Origin of the sequence: Thalassospira sp. GB04J01 (assembly GCF_000751115.1) — a bacterium.
In the GTDB taxonomy this organism is placed as follows: domain Bacteria; phylum Pseudomonadota; class Alphaproteobacteria; order Rhodospirillales; family Thalassospiraceae; genus Thalassospira; species Thalassospira lucentensis.
The window spans coordinates 56,153-71,778 of the sequence record NZ_CCDX020000007.1 but is presented as its reverse complement, the minus strand read 5'-3'; the positions used below and the strand labels follow the sequence as shown (position 1 = coordinate 71,778).

The following is a 15,626-nucleotide window of genomic DNA, read 5'->3' as shown; positions in this document are numbered from 1 at the left end:
CGCGAGACGTCAGATCATTTTTCCATATCAAGCGATTTCCCAAGGAGCGCTGAGACAAACTGAGTTGTCGGCACCGGCAACAGATCAACAGGGTGATCGCCGCCAAAGGACGCCCATTTGCTGCTCGCGCTGAGCGTTGAGCTTGCCAACATCGTTTTGGTGTTTACGTTAAAAGCCTGATAATGAATAGTGATGCGATCAGGGCGACCAGACCATTCGGTTGCGCGGTCTTCCCAATGTAAGATTTGCGGATCAATCAGGTAATCAATGTTTTGAGATAATGCCTCTTCAAAGGCCTCGTCACGGGTTTGTATTTCGGTAGCATCAACAACTACGTTGCTATAAGGGACAAGTTGTTTGTGGACTTCCAACAGTAACATTTGACCCGAGCCAGCATAATTGATGTCCCCAAAAACACCGTCTTTGGGTTGCATGATATAAAAACTACTATCTGATGCGACGGCTTGGACAAGTTGGTGGTTGTCCGTGCGATATTTGCTGGAACATGCGCCAAGTGTGAAGGATGCAGCAATTACACACAGAACGCTGATTTTGCGAAAATCCATAAAATCCTCTATTTTGAGATGAATAAGTAAAATCATAATATGCAAAAGTTTAATGTTGGGCAAGGTTCTGAAATTCAACCATTTTTACAGTGTTTATTATCGCCTTGGGCCTATGATGTTTTCACACGTGACTTTTGATCTTTGAGGGAATAGGTTCCGCGCCATGCAATTTTCACCGTTGTTTATCGCTTCGATTGCCTTGGGCGGGGCCATTGGTGCTGTCGCACGTCACAGTGTGTCGGTTATGATGGGCTCGATCATGGGCGGCGGCTTTCCCTGGGGAACCTTGACGGTTAATATCGTCGGCTCGTTCCTGATGGGGGCACTGATTGAGATTTCTGCGCTTAAGCTATCGCTTTCGCCGGAAATGCGTGCGCTGCTTGTCACCGGGTTCTTAGGGGCATTTACAACCTTTTCGACTTTTTCGCTGGATGTTGCGACCCTATATGAACGGGGCAATCTGGGGTTGACGGCCCTTTATATTATTGTCTCTGTGGTGGTTGGCATTTCCGCGCTGTTTGGCGCAATCGCGCTGGTAAGGGGTATTCTGCAATGAGTGGTGTCACTCTGCGCAAGGTCAAGGCCGACGACGCCGACATTCGGCTTGATCGCTGGTTTAAGCGCAACTGTCCTGAATTTACATTCGGACAGGTTCAAAAGTTTCTGCGCGGCGGTCAAATCCGTGTTGATGGCAAACGTGCCAAGGCCAACCAGCGTGTTGAACCGGGTCAGGAAATTCGTGTGCCGCCGGTTCCCGTGATGTCGGGTGGCGGTTCGGAGCCATGGACCAAAGACGGCGACTATAGTGCGTCCGAAGGTCCACAGCGCAAGCACGACGGCCCGGCAAAATCCAATGCCAGCGAAGCAGAACTTCAAGCTTTGCGCGATTCCGTCATTTTCTATGACGAAGTTGTGCTGGCCATCAATAAACCCGCCGGTCTGGCCGTGCAGGGCGGGACCAATACGTCCATTCACGTTGATGGCATGCTGGATGCGCTAAAACTCGACAGCAAGGAACGCCCGAAACTGGTTCACCGGCTCGATAAGGATACCAGTGGTGTCCTTCTGCTCGCGCGGTCATCGTCGGCGGCCCATGCCCTGACCAAGGCGTTCAAGGACAAATCAACCAGGAAACTGTATTGGGCGATTGTCACCGGCGCCCCGGTTGAGCGCGAAGGCCTGATTGACGCACCACTGGCAAAGCTTGCCGGTAAGGGCGGCGAAAAGATGGTCATCGACGAGAAGCAGGGTAAATCCGCACAGACGGTCTATCGTCAGCTTCACCGTGCCGGACGCCGTGCGGCTTGGTTGGCGCTGTCGCCTTTGACCGGACGTACGCACCAGTTGCGCGCCCATTGTGAGGCCATGGAATGCCCGATCTTGGGCGATGGTAAATACGGTGGGGCGAAGGCCTTCATTGATGGCATGTCCAACCAGATGCATCTGCATGCGCGTGCGATTGATTTCCCTCATCCGGTGACAGGCCACCGGGTTGTGATCGAAGCACCGGTGTCAGAACATTTTGCCACAAGCCTTAAGGCGCTTAACTTCGATCCGAAAACACCAACCAAATTCCTCACCCCGGAAATCCACCGGGAAAAGGAAGAAAAGCCAAAACCCAAGGCAAAACCGTCGCGGCTGCGTAAAAGATAAGTCAGAAGATTTTTGGGTAAAATGCGAAAAGCCGACGCACTGCGTCGGCTTTTTCGTCCCTGTCAGAGGTCAATACCAAAAGGCGTTGTAATGACATTGGTCGTCTTGGTTAATGGTGCCTCGCAGATTTGCCGAAACGCCCGACAAAGGCGTCATGAACGCGACGAAGGTGCCGTGCATGCACGGTGTTTCCAGTGCGTTCACAAATAACGGCCTGGCTTTTGATCATGACCGCGATGCGTTTGCGGCCACGTGGTGTGTGCACCATGCTTTCGCCTTCCTCAAGGGCGGTTAGAATTGGGATATGCTCACATTCGGCTATGGCGAGTATTTCCTCCTCTCGAAGGTCGCTGAAATCTATGCAGTCCCTAAGCGTGAGCATCTTCTGTCTCCGCTGTTATCAGATACTGTCGATAGCCAGAAAAGCAGTATAGCGCGCGTTAAGGGCGTTCAAAAGCGATCCGAAATTCACCAGTGGTTTCCAATGCTTCCCGCAGAGCAAAAAATGCATCTGATTTGCATCTCTACGGGACTCGATCTTTGGGGCGGTATCGACTAGTCTGCGGCCATACAAAATGATGATGGATGATGCCTCATGGCGAATGACCCGCTTAGACTTGTTGTATTTGATTGTGATGGGACTCTGGTCGATAGCCAGCATGCGATTGCACACTGCATGGACCATGCCTTTGCCCAGCATGGGCTTGATTGCCCGGGACTGGAAAATACCCGCACCATCATTGGTCTGAGCCTGCCAGAAGCCATTGCCAAACTTGCCGCACCGCGCCGCGTTACCGACGAGGTGATTAATGCGGTGACGGCGGCCTACAAGGATGCGTTCTTTACCCTGCGTCAGACACCTGATTTCCACGAACCGCTATTCCCCGGCGTGCGCGAGGTCCTGAGCGAACTGGATCGCCGCCAATGGTTGTTGGGTGTTGCCACCGGCAAGGCCCGGCGCGGTCTTGATGCGGTCTTGGCGCGCAATGAACTTGATGGCCGGTTTGTTACCTTACAGACGTGCGACAATCATCCGTCCAAGCCCCATCCATCAATGTTGATGGCTGCCCTTGATGAAGCCGGGGCTGATGCGCCCAATGCGGTGATTGTCGGTGATACCAGCTATGATATTGAAATGGGTCGTGCGGCGGGCATGATCGCCATTGGCGTTGCATGGGGCTATCATGATATTGAAACCCTGATGGCGTCGGGCGCACATGCGGTCATCCGCCATTTTGATGAGCTGCCGTCCGTGCTGGATCGTATTTGGGAAATTGATTGTGACGCCGCTTAAAAACCCGGAACTCGGACCGATTAACTTTGAACTGACCGTGGCAGTTGATCCCGATCACGCGTTTGAGGCCTTCACCGCTGAATTTGGGCAGTGGTGGCCAACCGATAGCCATTCGCTGTCCAAGAAAGACTGCATTGCGGTTGATATGCATCCCGGTCTTGGCGGTGCGATTGTCGAACGTGCGCGCGGACGTGAAAACATTTCATGGGGTCATGTCGAAATCTGGCAGCCGGGCGAACATCTTGCCTTTACTTGGCATCCGGGCTGGAATGCCGGGGATTATACCCGTGTCGCGGTGTCCTTTGACATGAATGATTTTGGTCGCTGTGTGATCCGGTTGGAGCACAAGGACTGGCATAACGTTGGCGATATCGCACCGGCCCTGCGCAAAGGATATGTTGCGGGCTGGGAATATGCCTTTGGCGAATGCTTTGCCAAGTATCTGCGGGAAAAACGCGGCTAAAACAGACCTATGCGCCAGATACGTAAAAGGGCACCTCTTTTTTTAAAGGTGCCCTTTGTCATGTCGGGTGCAAATTTTAAACAAGCCGATCTTCGATCATTTCACGGCGCAGTTTGACCGGATCATTGAACCAATGGGTCATAAAGCCCATTTCACGCGCTTGCTGGATGTTCTTTTCGCTGTCATCAATAAACAGGGTTTCGCGCGGGTTGAGTTTGAACCGCGCGCATGTCAGCTCAAAAATGCGCGGATCAGGTTTGGCGAGCTTTTCCTCGCCAGACACCAGAATACCTTCGAAGTGATTGAGAAACTCAAACCGTTCGACCGCGAAAGGCCATGTTTCCGCCGACCAGTTGGTCAGGGCAAACAGGCGGACATTGCCGCGTGATTTCAAATCTTCAAGGATGTGAACCGTGCGGTCAATCTGGCCCTTAAGCATTTCCGGCCAACGATCCCACCATGCGGCAATCTGATCGGCATGATCGGGATGGCGGTGCTGCAAATCAGGGATCGACTTGGCAAAGCTAAGCGCACCCTTGTCATGCAGGAAGTTCCAGTGCGGATGGCAGATCTCGCTTAGGAAATGTTCCATGTCTGCCGGATCGTCAAAGATCTTGCGATATAAATGGCGCGGGTCCCAATCAACAAGAACGCCGCCAAGATCAAACAGTACGGTTTCAATTTCGCGCATGGATACTCCTGCTTGCGGGGGGCTCGATGGTCTGAGGTTAAATCAGGTGATGGGGCGAACCGCAAGCGGCAGTTTGTTGAAAATGTTGCATTGATCGAAGGTGCCCGACTGTCCGTATCAAAGCAGGTCAACACATTATGGCGCCGATGACGGGAGTGTGATTTGCCTATGCCCCCGGTCATCGCGAATGATTGCACCGTAAGAAACTGTCATCAAAGGAGGCTTGAATATGTGTACGCTTGATGGATGTGGCTCACACGAGCATCTTGGACCACCACCCAAGGCAACAGATGAACAGCGTCGATTGTTTTTAAAAGGGGCGGTTGCCCTGCCGCTTGCGATTGTTTTGGCCGACCCTGTTCTGGCCCACGCGCAAGGGGCCATGCTTGATAAAGTCACCATCACCACACCCGAAGGCGCAAAAATGGTGGCCGAAATCGCCATGCCAGCGACCTTGCCGGCACCAACCATTATTCTGATCCATGAATGGTGGGGGCTTAATGATCATATTCGTGCCGTGGCAGCCGAATATGCCAAGCAGGGCTATATCGCGCTTGCGGTTGATTTATATGGTGAACCACCTGCGACCACACCCGATGGCGCACGTGCCTTGATGTCTGGGATGGACCCGGTTGCTGCTACCCGCAAATTGCAGTCCTCGGTCGAGTTTTTGAAAAACCACAAGGACTCAACGGGCAAAGTTGGTTCGGTCGGTTGGTGCTTTGGCGGCGGCTGGTCGCTTAATACCGCGCTTGCCACCGATGTTGATGCGGCTGTGATCTATTACGGCAATGTCAACAAAACCCCCGAACAGGTTGCGACCTTGAACGCACCGCTGATGGGCCATTTCGGAAAGCTTGATAAATCGATCAACAAGGAAATGGTCGAGGGGTTTGAACAGTCGCTCAAAACGGCGGGTAAATCGCTGTATAAATTCTATTGGTAGATGCCGATCATGCCTTTGCCAATCCGACGGGCGGGCGCTATGACGCCGAGGATGCCCAACTGGCATGGACGCGCACACAGGCGTTCTTTGATTATCATCTGGGCTAGGCTGCGGGTGCTTTGCGACAAATGGTATAACGTATAAAGGCCGGGTCAAACCCGGCCTTTATATTTGTATAATGATTGGGTTCAGGCCCTAAATTTTATCAATTCGTCGGATTGGCGCGGTTGGCCCATTTGGTTGACCGGCGTTCGATGACGTTAAAGATTTCATACATCGCAATCCCCATCACCGCGATCACCAGAAGCCCGGCAAATACCAACGGCATGTTGAATTTCGACGATGCCGACAGCATCAAATAGCCAACACCAACGTTCGATGCCACGGTTTCGGAAATCACCGATCCGACAAAGGCCAGCGTGATCGCAACCTTCAACGAGGCAAAGAAATACGGCATGGCACGCGGGAAGCCGACCTTGATCAGAATGTCTTTTCGGGTTGCACCGAGTGATCGCAACACATCGCGCAATTCCGGTTCAAGGGTGGCAAGCCCGGTCGCGACATTGACCACAATCGGGAAGAACGAAATCATGAATGCGGTGATGATGGCCGGCACCGTGCCAATACCAAACCACATGACCAGAACCGGCACCAGTGCCACCTTCGGCACCGAGTTAAACCCGACCAGAAGCGGGTTCGCCGCGTCATAAATCGTTCGGCTGGATCCTACCAGTGCACCAAGCACCACGCCAAACACGACAGCAATGGCAAAGCCCACCAGTGTTGTATAAAGCGTGTGGGTCGCATGCATCCAGATCGCTTCATGGAATTGCCAGCCGACAATGATGCTTTCGGACGGGGTGGGCAGCACATAGGGCGGGATGTTGAAAATGCGAACGATCAGTTCCCACAAAACAAACAGGCTGATGGCACTGAGCCAAGGGGAGGCTTTGCGCAGGTTGAGTTTCTTGTTCATGATATCTGCCCGCCTTTCTATGCTGCGCGCACGTCACGGATGTGACTGCGTAATTCGTGGACAAGATCGGTGAAAGGCTGGGTAAAGGTGACTTCCTGATCACGCGGCCGGGGCAGGGGGTTTTCCCGTGCAACGATGATTTTACCCGGACGTTTGGACATCACATAAATGGTATCGGCCAGATAGGATGCTTCGCGCAGATCATGGGTCACCAGAATAACCGTGAATGGGCGTACCATCCAAAGGTTCTGCAAAATGTCCCACAGTTCTTCGCGGGTAAAGGCATCCAGCGCGCCAAACGGTTCATCAAGCATCAAAAGATCGGGTTCATGGATCAACGACCGGCACAGTGATGCACGTTGCTGCATGCCACCTGACAATTCCCACGGAAATTTGTCTTCATGTCCTTCAAGCCCGACACTGGCCAGAAGCTTGCGCGCGCGGTCTTCGTATTCGGCGCGATGTTTGCGCAGGCGGTTACGGTGCGGCTTGACGATTTCCATCGGCAGCAAAACGTTATCAAGTGTCGTGCGCCACGGCAAAAGGGTCGGATTCTGAAACGCCATGCCGACAATTTTAAGCGGGCCGGAAACTTCCTTATTATCAACAAGCACAATGCCATCGGTCGGCGGCATCAGGCCGGATACAAGTTTCAGCAAGGATGATTTGCCACACCCCGACGGGCCAACAACCGCGACAAACTCGCCCTTGTTGATCTTCATGTTGGTGGTGTCGAGGGCGAGTTCGTCGCCTTCGCTATAGCGCATCGTGACGTTATTGAGTTCGACAAAGCTTTTAGACACGGCAGTCATTCCCCCTGCTTGTCCGGATTGTTTTTTGTTATGTGTTATGGGCGCGATCATTGCATGCCGGGGCAGGATAACCTGCCCCGGATGTCAGTTTTTATTACTTGATCTGGCGGTCGGCCTCGCCTGGCATAAAGACATCGGTAAAGACATCGCCCACAGTTGGCTTGTTTTCAAAGCCAAAGGCCAGTGCAACCTGATCAATCGCCTTGGCCATACGGTCGGTCTTGACCATGCCCATGCCGTTTTCCAAGCTGTCCGGGGTGACGACATTTTCGTCAATCGCCATCTGAAGGCGCTGTAGCTCAAGGGCCGGGTCAATCAGTGGATCGACTTCCTTAAGGGCTGCGATGGCCGATGCCGGGTCTTCAATCGCCGCACGCCAGCCTTTGACAACAGCACGCAGGAAGCCGCGCAGTTCTTCAGGATGCTTTTCCATCATTTCCGGCGATGCCAGAAGGCCGTTGCCATAAAAGTCCATGCCGAAATCCTTGTATTGGAAAACGGTCAGGTCTTCTTTGCCAATGCCTTGTGCCTGCAGGTTCAGGATGGATGTGAAATAGTGACCGGTAATCGCATCCACATCGCCGCGCACCAGCATCGGTTCACGAAGCGGCGGGTCCATGCTTTCCCATTTGACGGCATCGACATCAAGGCCGGTTGCCGACGCAAAGGCCGGGTAAAGTTTGCGCGATGCGTCAAACACCGGCGCGCCAAGCGTCTTGCCAATCAGATCTTCGGGTTTGATGATGCCTGATTTCTTAAGCATGAACAACGCAAACGGCGGGCGGTCATAGACCATGAAGATCGACTTCATGGCGCGGTCCGGGTTGGTGGCGTTAAATTCAACCAGCGAATTGATATCGGCCAGTGATACGTCATAGGCCCCACTGGCAACCCGCGTGATCGCCCCGACCGAACCGTTGCCAGAGTCAATCGTGACATCAAGCCCTTCGTCGGCGTAATAGCCGTTCTTTTTGGCCAGAATATAAGGGGCAGCCGGACCTTCATATTTCCAGTCGAGTGAAAATTTAAGGTCCATCTCGGCCTTGGCCGACGTTGCGCCAAACGCAATCGCAGCACTTAGTGATGCGCCAAGTGCGGCGCTAAAAAATCGGGTTGTGAATTTTGTCATACGAATGAAGCCTCTCCTGATTTCGGACTGTTATTATCAGCCCTGCAATCGAAATAATCCCCTGACGACACAGCAAGGCACATGCCATGTCCATTATTGTCGCGCATTTTCGCGCTTTTGTCATATTCACGTCGCAGAGTAGGGATGTTTACTATTTGGTCAATGGGTTAAATTGATCAAAAATTATACAGAAATTTCTGATAATCGCCTAAATGGCGTTCTGATGACGTAAAACCGTCTGAAACCCCTTGCGCCGAACTCTGCTTTTAGGCATATGGCGATCATGGTTACACAAACGATCAATCGCTTCTATAAAAAGGCCGATGCTGCTGTTGATGACAGCGGTGCGGGATGGCGTGTCCAGCTTGACGGACGCTCGGTGAAAACACCGGCCAAGGCAGACTTCCTGCTGCCGTCCGAGGTGCTGGCACGTGAAATTGCTGCGGAATGGGATGCGCAGGGCGAAAAAATCCTGCCCCATACCATGCCGATCATGCAACGTGCGGCCACCGCCATTGACCGCGTACGGCCAAATCGCCCAACCGTGGTGGCGGAACTGACCGGATATGGCCGGTCTGACCTGTTATGCTATCGGGCAAGCTTCCCCACAGACCTGATCGAACGTCAGGCAAAAGCTTGGCAGCCGCTTCTTGATTGGGTCGCACAGGAACTTGGCATTGAGCTGATCGTGACCGAAGGCGTCATGCCGGTCAGCCAAAACGAGGATGCCCTTGCGCGGATTCAGGGTTTGATTGATGGCTTTGACGATTATTATCTGACCGCATTGCACAACCTGACAACCGTATCGGGTTCCGTGATTGTCGGTCTTGCCGTCATGCATGGCCGCATCAGCGCGCAAGAAGCATCCGAATGCGCGTTGCTGGATGAAGAATATTCGATTGAGAACTGGGGCGAAGACTTCGAAGCGATTGAGCGCCGAGACCGTCACCGCGCCGAAATTCTCGCCACCGGGCGGTATCTTGAATTGCTGATGGTGCGTTAAGGATTCTCTTGGTGCGGTGACTTTATCTCGAACGTGCCGCGGATTAGGTCACAAGGTCGGGAAACTCATTCACCGATTTTGTGCCTTTGTTCATAGCGTCAAGCCATGTTTCGATTTCGGCGATCTGATCTGGTGCGTAACCCCACGGCGAGAACCTGCGGCCTTCAAGAATCTGTGCTGTGATTGGTCGCCAATCAGGCGCAAGGATCGCCGGGTATTTTGCCGCCAAAAGAACCGCAAGCTGTGTTCTGTCCATGCTGTTGAAATTGATCGCAGATTGTATGTTGCCCGTTACCGAAGCCTGGAAGATCGCTTGCAGATTGGTCAGTTGCCTTTGGACTGAAGGTATCTTTTTAAGAACATCCTGTTGGTATCGTTGATTAAGGTAGCGCTCATCTGAGCCACTGAGCCAGCGGACTTCAAAAGACAATCTCTGTACGGCCCAGTTTATTTCAAATGCAAAGCGATCTGTCCGGAAACCCTCTTTTTGTAGCGTTTCACGCTCGTCCTTTGGCAGCCGTGCGATATATTCTGCGGCTGCATCGTTAACGGAATTGTCGACTTCATCAAAGTCATCTTGTGCGGTGGTATATTGCCCGACGGCCTCTTTCAAAGGCCCAAGGTCATTGGCTGTGGCAGGCTTTGGTAAGCCGTCGATTGCGTTTTTGATCTGCTGGCTGGCCTGCTGCAAGGCTGATGCCTTGACGATCCACGCGTGGGTATCAGTTGACGCTGCAATCAGCCCGAACCCGGTTGCCGCTTCGATCTGGTTTTTGACAACACCAAGCTGATCGGCGGCAAGAAGCGTTTGCAGATAGAGGCGTGGCAAAATTGCTGTCATGGACGTGTTAACGGCCGGAATGCTGTCTTGCGTGTTGAAGTAATCATACAGGCGCGTCGCATGGGCACTGTCGTTCCAGCTGCTGTTCTGAATGGCTTTAAGGCAGTTGCCTATGTTTTGCTCGGGCTGGATGCTGGTATCGAGCGCGTTGTTGTAAAATCCGGCATTTTCAAAGAATGCTTGTTTGACATTGCTACCGCCTGAAAGGGCGAATGCCGCCGCGCCAAAGACTTCCAGCCCGGTATATGGGCTGTGATCCTTGTCTTTCAGGCCAAGGGCTGTTTCATACCAGTTTCCAAAGCGCTGATTGGTGTCATAGATCGGTGTGAGTTTTTCACTTGTCAAAATAGGTTCAAGTACCTTGGCTGGGCCAATGCGCGAGACAATGTCGTTCGGGCCGGACTTTTCGTCCTTGTCCGGTGCCTGACCGGTGGCATAGACGACACATCCCACTTCAATACTTGTGAATTTTGTATCTTCGTCGCTACGTTTGAAGACCTCATTTTGGCCAAACGATATGGTGTATGGGGCATTTTGGGGGGCGTTCGCATTGTTTGGAACTGCCGTGCCGACAAAGGATGGACGACCGCTTTTAGGGTAATTTACAATGCAACCGTTTGCATCATCGATGGCATCCTGACCCGTTTTCGGATTTTGATCATCACGTGTGGTCGTGTAGTGTTTGGTGGAAAGCCATGCGGGATTACTGTCCTGCGGGCCGGAAATCAACCAATAGAGTTCAAAGCCCTTGCTGATCGCTTTGACGGCGGCATCCACACCAGCGTTGGGACCGAGGAGCACGATCTTATTGTTCCCGTCTTGGGTCGGGACAATGTTGCTGCGCATGAAGCTATCGAGATCCATGAAGGTGGCTTTGTCGAATTTCCCATTATTGTAATAGTCGATATGCGGGCCTGCACCGCCGCAATAAACGACTTTCAGGGCTGTGACGGTTGGTTGGGCTTCTACGGCGACGTCGTTCCAGTTTGCGCCGGGCAGTGCATTCCATTTGTTGTATGTGATTTCGTAAATGGGTTGGGAGCTGTTGGCTTTGATCGCAAAGGGATAGATGTCGAGATTGCCACGCTTAACAAGTTGGCCTCTGTTGATGTTAGCCGTCGAAAGATAGTCCTTTTTACCGATTGCTGTTGTTATCCCGTCATGTTGGGTGACGGTGATGTTTTTTGCCTGTAACCAAGCTACGGCCTTGGCAATGATCGCGGCGTTTTCATCCTTAAGGGTTGTCTTGTTGCCCTCGGGTGCTTCGGGGGTGGGATTGATACGTGCGCTGGGATTATCGCGCGCATAGATGTAATTGGCATGATTGACGATACCATCCCCACGCACCACATGCTCCCACGCATCCGGCCCGGCAATAATCAGAATTTTCCGGCACCAACTCAGATCAGCGGTGAACAGATAGGTCGATGCACTATAGCCGCGCCCGACGATGACGAGATCGTAAAAGTCTTGGCTGGTGGGATCTAAATTTGGCATCGGTGCTTTCCTTTGGCAAAAAGGGGGGCTGTGCTGTGGCTGTGGTTGGTGCTTTCGTATGGGGGGGCTCGACGCCGTCACGCGGCGTCGGTATCTTCCCCGCCCAGGCTGCGTGCCCATTCGGAAAAGCGTGAAATAACCTCGGTCTTGGGGATGATTTCCGGCGCATACGGCCGGGGTGGGGGCGTTTGTACCGGTTCGGAATCTGTTGTGTCGTCTGGACGCGTTTGGGGTTCTGGTGAATCCTCGTTGCTGTTTGACTGCGTGTTGGACTGTTTAGGATTTGTATCCGTGGTGTCGTCGACACTCAGAAGCGCGTTCAGGGACTGAATGTCGGCTTGTTCAGCAGAAAGGGTTTTGTTCTGTTCAAGTGCCAGAGGGGCCGAAATGGTTTGGTTCGTGTTGAGCTGTCCCATTTGCGATTGGGCGATATTGTCATGGATCAGCTTTTCGATATCGGGCAGGACATCGTTCTTGGACTGGGTGACCAAGGCTTCGCGCATGTCGCTTGAAAGCGTGCTTTGCGCCAGCGCATTAAGCAGCGCCTGATTATAGGCGTTAAACCGCGTCACATAGGTTTTGAAATCGGGCTGTTTGCTATAATCGGGGCGTTTTTGCAAATCGCGGATCACAAGGACAATGCCCTTCTGCGCGGTTTGCAGGCCCGAAAGAAGGGAGGGATCAAGCGCCATCTGTCTGCCTTTCACCAGGTGCCAAAACACTTTTCCCCGGCAAGGATTCACAGCTTTGCTGCGTGCTCACAAGACGTGCGAAAGCGTTTCAATCTGTTCTGAAAGAAAGGACGTCAGAAAGGCGGGTTTGTGACGTGTTTTGGTGTAAACAGGTCGATGCGCGACTGTTTGAATGAGGAGTCTAGCTCATCCATTTGGCAATCAACCTGTGCTGGACAGCGGCCTGTGACGCCACCCGGTAATAGGACAGCAATTCACGCATCGGCGATGACATGCGGTCAAAGCCCGATATAAAGGCGACAATGATACCCACCGATGTTTCCCCCTGAATAACCAGATAGCCGCCGCCCACCAGCACACAGATCGGGGCCAGCGCATTGAGGAAATTGATCAGGGCCTTCATCCCGAATTTTAGCAAAAACAGCTTCATACGGTTATCAAACAGGCGCAAAACGCCGTCATTGATTTCGTCGACCGTCTGGGTGTTTTTCTTACCCGGCGCCAGTTGCGATAACTCATCGCTGACATCGCGCATTTTGGTCACGCGTTCTTCAATCAGCGCATTGATCCGTTTTTGAATAACCGGGACAAGGGCGACCTGCGGGATCAGGGCGATCACCCCGATCAGGCCGACAATCGGCTCGACGCTGAGCATATAGCCAAGCCCGAAGATCAGCATGCCGCTGTTGACAATCGGCTGGGACAGCCCGTCGCCCACAAACCCGCCCAGCTTTTCAATCTCGCCGCCAATGATCGATACCGCGCGCCCGTTGTTATTGGCGTTTTTATCGTCGGGGTCGTGGTGACCGGTTTGATCTTCGGCATAAAGGCGGGTCAAATGGCGGCGGTTATGTGCGATCGCACTTTCACTCAGCCACCCTTCATACATGCGAAGCCCAAGCTTGATCACGCCTTGCAAGATAATGATCGCGCCATAAATCGATGCCAGCGTCACAAGGAGATCGAGGTTTTGTTTGCTGATTGCGTCATCGACAAGTCGGCGCTGAAGCTCAAGCGGGGCGATCCCCAAAATGGCAACAAGAACCGCAAGGCTGCAGACCGCAACCTGATGCCAGCCACTCATGCGCCAGATATAACGCCAAAGCGATGAGGCAGGGGTATCGTCGCCAGTTGGTTCTGTGGTGCGGGGCTTGATTTTAAACATCAAATTTCTGGTCACTTAACGTTAAGGGGGGCTCATGTCGCGACGTATCACACGTCATTCTTTGCAAGAGTGATAGCATTGATTGCACGTCAGAATAAGACAGTGAGCACGCAGCACATTGCGTTTGTGGCTGTCGGGGGTGGGTTCCATCCGTTTTTACGTGGCCTAGACTTTAGTCCACAGAAAACAGGCATATCGCAATGACGTTAGGGAAATCAGGGTTTTACAGAGAGTTCTATGATGAATCCCAAGTGATAAAAATAATTGGCATTCCAGTACCGAATAATGCTATTTCATGATCTAGAATACGTTCTTTGGGCGAAATGCGCGTAACGCCGTTCACAGCAGGGAAAATGCACCATGCAAGATATCGTCGCCAAACTCGAAACGAAGCGCGCCGAGGCCGCCATGGGCGGTGGGCAGCGCCGGATCGATAATCAGCACGCAAAAGGAAAGCTCACCGCGCGTGAGCGGATTGATGTGTTGCTTGATCCGGGTTCGTTCGAGGAATGGGACATGTTTGTCGAACATGATTGCGTGGATTTCGGTATGACCGAAAACCGCATTCCCGGCGATGGTGTCGTCACCGGTCATGGCACGATCAATGGCCGGTTGGTGTTTGTGTTCTCGCAGGATTTCACCGTGTTTGGCGGTGCGCTTTCCGGTGCACATGCGCGTAAAATCGGCAAGATCATGGATCAGGCGATGAAGGTCGGCGCACCCGTGATTGGCATCAATGATTCCGGCGGGGCCCGCATTCAGGAAGGTGTCGAAAGCTTAGCGGGCTATGCCGACGTGTTCCAGCGCAATGTCGAGGCATCCGGCGTGATCCCGCAAATTTCCCTGATCATGGGGCCGTGTGCGGGCGGGGCGGTTTATAGCCCGGCCATGACCGACTTTATTTTCATGGTCAAGGACAGCTCATACATGTTCGTGACGGGCCCAGATGTGGTGAAAACCGTGACCCACGAAGAAGTCACCCACGAACAGCTTGGCGGCGCATCCACCCACACAAGCGTGTCGGGTGTGGCTGATCTGGCGTTTGACAATGATGTGGATTTGTTGCTTCAGACCCGGCGTTTCATGGACTTCCTGCCGCTGTCGAATAAGGAAGACCCGCCCGCGCGCCTGTGCGAAGACCCGGTCAAACGCGATGATTTCTCGCTCGATACGCTGGTGCCTGAAAACACCAACATGCCCTATGACATGAAGGAGTTGATCGCAAAGGTCGTTGACGAAGGCGACTTTTACGAAATTCAACCCGATTACGCCAAAAACATCATTGTCGGCATGGCGCGCATGGATGGCCGTACGGTCGGTGTGGTCGCCAATCAGCCAATGGTGCTGGCGGGTTGCCTTGATATCGACAGTTCGAAAAAGGCCGCCCGGTTCGTGCGGTTCTGCGATGCCTATAACATCCCGATTGTCACATTCGTTGACGTTCCGGGCTTCATGCCGGGCACCGCACAGGAATATGGCGGCATCATCAAACATGGTGCCAAGCTGCTTTATGCCTATGCGGAGGCCACCGTGCCCAAAGTCACCGTGATCACCCGCAAGGCATACGGCGGGGCCTATGACGTGATGGCGTCCAAGCATCTGCGCGGTGACGTCAACTATGCCTGGCCGACCGCTGAAATTGCCGTCATGGGGCCAAAGGGCGCGGTGGAGATCATCTTCCGCGCTGATATGAACGATCCGGCCAAGATCGAAGCCCGCACCGAGGAATACCGCGAAAAATTCGCCAACCCGTTTGTTGCGGGCCGCAAAGGGTTCATTGACGATGTCATCATGCCGCATGGTACGCGCCGCCGCGTGTGCAGGTCGCTTGCGATGCTGCGCAACAAGGACATCAAGAACCCGGAAAAGAAACACGGCAACATTCCGTTGTAAGCCGC

The 15,626-nt window shown here is 53.1% G+C and carries 17 protein-coding genes; 8 read left to right on the top strand and 9 right to left on the bottom strand.

The window, feature by feature from the left end; genetic code table 11:
- Positions 1-14 precede the first annotated feature (14 nt).
- Positions 15-629 (bottom strand): DUF4823 domain-containing protein, encoded by a 615-nt coding sequence (locus AMM48_RS05015; protein ID WP_146030375.1) that lies wholly within the window; start codon positions 627-629, stop codon positions 15-17.
- A 100-nt stretch (positions 630-729) separates the two neighbouring features.
- Here AMM48_RS05015 and crcB point away from each other — a divergent pair, with 100 nt between their 5' ends.
- Together crcB and AMM48_RS05005 are read left to right on the top strand one after the other, a co-directional pair.
- Positions 730-1,122, top strand: coding sequence for a fluoride efflux transporter CrcB (gene crcB, locus AMM48_RS05010; protein ID WP_102783185.1), 393 nt, complete (start codon positions 730-732; stop codon positions 1,120-1,122).
- Entirely contained in the window at positions 1,119-2,219 is a 1,101-nt protein-coding gene (locus AMM48_RS05005; protein ID WP_102783184.1) for an RluA family pseudouridine synthase, read from the top strand. Before crcB ends, AMM48_RS05005 begins: the two co-directional genes overlap by 4 nt.
- A 109-nt stretch (positions 2,220-2,328) precedes the next feature.
- Here the strand turns inward: AMM48_RS05005 and AMM48_RS05000 are convergent, their stop codons facing one another.
- Positions 2,329-2,601, bottom strand: coding sequence for a hypothetical protein (locus tag AMM48_RS05000; protein ID WP_022734180.1), 273 nt, complete (start codon positions 2,599-2,601; stop codon positions 2,329-2,331).
- A 213-nt stretch (positions 2,602-2,814) separates the two neighbouring features.
- On the opposite strand from AMM48_RS05000, the gene AMM48_RS04995 reads away from it, so the two are divergent.
- Together AMM48_RS04995 and AMM48_RS04990 are read left to right on the top strand one after the other, a co-directional pair.
- Positions 2,815-3,513: an HAD-IA family hydrolase gene (locus tag AMM48_RS04995; protein WP_102783183.1), complete on the top strand. Its 699-nt coding sequence runs from the start codon at positions 2,815-2,817 to the stop codon at positions 3,511-3,513.
- A complete protein-coding gene (locus tag AMM48_RS04990) occupies positions 3,500-3,976 on the top strand; it encodes an SRPBCC domain-containing protein (protein ID WP_022734182.1) in 477 nt (158 codons plus the stop codon). The genes AMM48_RS04995 and AMM48_RS04990 overlap by 14 nt, the downstream gene beginning before the upstream one ends.
- Positions 3,977-4,052: 76 nt before the next feature.
- Here the strand turns inward: AMM48_RS04990 and AMM48_RS04985 are convergent, their stop codons facing one another.
- Positions 4,053-4,667 (bottom strand): HAD family phosphatase, encoded by a 615-nt coding sequence (locus AMM48_RS04985; RefSeq protein ID WP_102783182.1) that lies wholly within the window; start codon positions 4,665-4,667, stop codon positions 4,053-4,055.
- 229 nt (positions 4,668-4,896) lie between these two features.
- Between AMM48_RS04985 and AMM48_RS04980 the strand changes: the two genes are divergently transcribed.
- Positions 4,897-5,613: a dienelactone hydrolase family protein gene (locus AMM48_RS04980; RefSeq protein ID WP_279627472.1), complete on the top strand. Its 717-nt coding sequence runs from the start codon at positions 4,897-4,899 to the stop codon at positions 5,611-5,613.
- Entirely contained in the window at positions 5,607-5,720 is a 114-nt protein-coding gene (locus AMM48_RS22485) for a dienelactone hydrolase family protein (protein ID WP_279627471.1), read from the top strand. The genes AMM48_RS04980 and AMM48_RS22485 overlap by 7 nt, the downstream gene beginning before the upstream one ends.
- Before the next feature lie 98 nt (positions 5,721-5,818).
- Here AMM48_RS22485 and AMM48_RS04975 read toward each other — a convergent pair whose 3' ends face one another.
- The 3 genes from AMM48_RS04975 to AMM48_RS04965 all read right to left on the bottom strand — a co-directional run bounded on the left by AMM48_RS04975 (position 5,819) and on the right by AMM48_RS04965 (position 8,530).
- Positions 5,819-6,589 (bottom strand): ABC transporter permease, encoded by a 771-nt coding sequence (locus tag AMM48_RS04975; RefSeq protein ID WP_102783181.1) that lies wholly within the window; start codon positions 6,587-6,589, stop codon positions 5,819-5,821.
- Between the two features lie 17 nt (positions 6,590-6,606).
- The gene (locus AMM48_RS04970; protein WP_022734186.1) at positions 6,607-7,401 is read right to left on the bottom strand and encodes an ABC transporter ATP-binding protein; all 795 of its coding nucleotides are present in this window, start codon (positions 7,399-7,401) and stop codon (positions 6,607-6,609) included.
- A gap of 94 nt (positions 7,402-7,495) precedes the next feature.
- On the bottom strand, positions 7,496-8,530 hold the full coding sequence (locus tag AMM48_RS04965; protein ID WP_102783180.1) for an ABC transporter substrate-binding protein: 1,035 nt from the start codon (positions 8,528-8,530) through the stop codon (positions 7,496-7,498).
- 283 nt (positions 8,531-8,813) lie between these two features.
- Between AMM48_RS04965 and AMM48_RS04960 the strand changes: the two genes are divergently transcribed.
- Positions 8,814-9,533 (top strand): ATP12 family protein, encoded by a 720-nt coding sequence (locus AMM48_RS04960; RefSeq protein ID WP_244271120.1) that lies wholly within the window; start codon positions 8,814-8,816, stop codon positions 9,531-9,533.
- A gap of 43 nt (positions 9,534-9,576) precedes the next feature.
- Here AMM48_RS04960 and AMM48_RS04955 read toward each other — a convergent pair whose 3' ends face one another.
- From AMM48_RS04955 to AMM48_RS04945, 3 genes are all read right to left on the bottom strand, one after another.
- Positions 9,577-11,871 carry a hypothetical protein gene (locus AMM48_RS04955; protein ID WP_102783178.1) on the bottom strand — a complete coding sequence of 765 codons (2,295 nt, stop codon included), beginning with the start codon at positions 11,869-11,871 and terminating at the stop codon, positions 9,577-9,579.
- 77 nt (positions 11,872-11,948) lie between these two features.
- Entirely contained in the window at positions 11,949-12,563 is a 615-nt protein-coding gene (locus tag AMM48_RS04950; RefSeq protein ID WP_102783177.1) for a hypothetical protein, read from the bottom strand.
- A gap of 181 nt (positions 12,564-12,744) precedes the next feature.
- Entirely contained in the window at positions 12,745-13,728 is a 984-nt protein-coding gene (locus AMM48_RS04945; protein WP_102783176.1) for an ABC transporter ATP-binding protein, read from the bottom strand.
- Positions 13,729-14,088: 360 nt separating this feature from the next.
- Between AMM48_RS04945 and AMM48_RS04940 the strand changes: the two genes are divergently transcribed.
- Positions 14,089-15,621, top strand: coding sequence for an acyl-CoA carboxylase subunit beta (locus AMM48_RS04940; RefSeq protein WP_102783175.1), 1,533 nt, complete (start codon positions 14,089-14,091; stop codon positions 15,619-15,621).
- Positions 15,622-15,626: the final 5 nt, after the last annotated feature.

Excerpts from the sequence above, each read along its gene's own strand:
- crcB (WP_102783185.1), top strand. The coding sequence starts at position 730 with ATGCAATTTTCACCGTTGTTTATCGCTTCGATTGCCTTGGGCGGGGCC.
- AMM48_RS05005 (WP_102783184.1), top strand. The coding sequence starts at position 1,119 with ATGAGTGGTGTCACTCTGCGCAAGGTCAAGGCCGACGACGCCGACATT.
- AMM48_RS05000 (WP_022734180.1), bottom strand. The coding sequence starts at position 2,601 with ATGCTCACGCTTAGGGACTGCATAGATTTCAGCGACCTTCGAGAGGAG.
- AMM48_RS04995 (WP_102783183.1), top strand. The coding sequence starts at position 2,815 with ATGGCGAATGACCCGCTTAGACTTGTTGTATTTGATTGTGATGGGACT.
- AMM48_RS04985 (WP_102783182.1), bottom strand. The coding sequence starts at position 4,667 with ATGCGCGAAATTGAAACCGTACTGTTTGATCTTGGCGGCGTTCTTGTT.
- AMM48_RS04980 (WP_279627472.1), top strand. The coding sequence starts at position 4,897 with ATGTGTACGCTTGATGGATGTGGCTCACACGAGCATCTTGGACCACCA.
- AMM48_RS04975 (WP_102783181.1), bottom strand. The coding sequence starts at position 6,589 with ATGAACAAGAAACTCAACCTGCGCAAAGCCTCCCCTTGGCTCAGTGCC.
- AMM48_RS04970 (WP_022734186.1), bottom strand. The coding sequence starts at position 7,401 with ATGACTGCCGTGTCTAAAAGCTTTGTCGAACTCAATAACGTCACGATG.
- AMM48_RS04965 (WP_102783180.1), bottom strand. The coding sequence starts at position 8,530 with ATGACAAAATTCACAACCCGATTTTTTAGCGCCGCACTTGGCGCATCA.
- AMM48_RS04960 (WP_244271120.1), top strand. The coding sequence starts at position 8,814 with ATGGTTACACAAACGATCAATCGCTTCTATAAAAAGGCCGATGCTGCT.
- AMM48_RS04955 (WP_102783178.1), bottom strand. The coding sequence starts at position 11,871 with ATGCCAAATTTAGATCCCACCAGCCAAGACTTTTACGATCTCGTCATC.
- AMM48_RS04950 (WP_102783177.1), bottom strand. The coding sequence starts at position 12,563 with ATGGCGCTTGATCCCTCCCTTCTTTCGGGCCTGCAAACCGCGCAGAAG.
- AMM48_RS04945 (WP_102783176.1), bottom strand. The coding sequence starts at position 13,728 with ATGTTTAAAATCAAGCCCCGCACCACAGAACCAACTGGCGACGATACC.
- AMM48_RS04940 (WP_102783175.1), top strand. The coding sequence starts at position 14,089 with ATGCAAGATATCGTCGCCAAACTCGAAACGAAGCGCGCCGAGGCCGCC.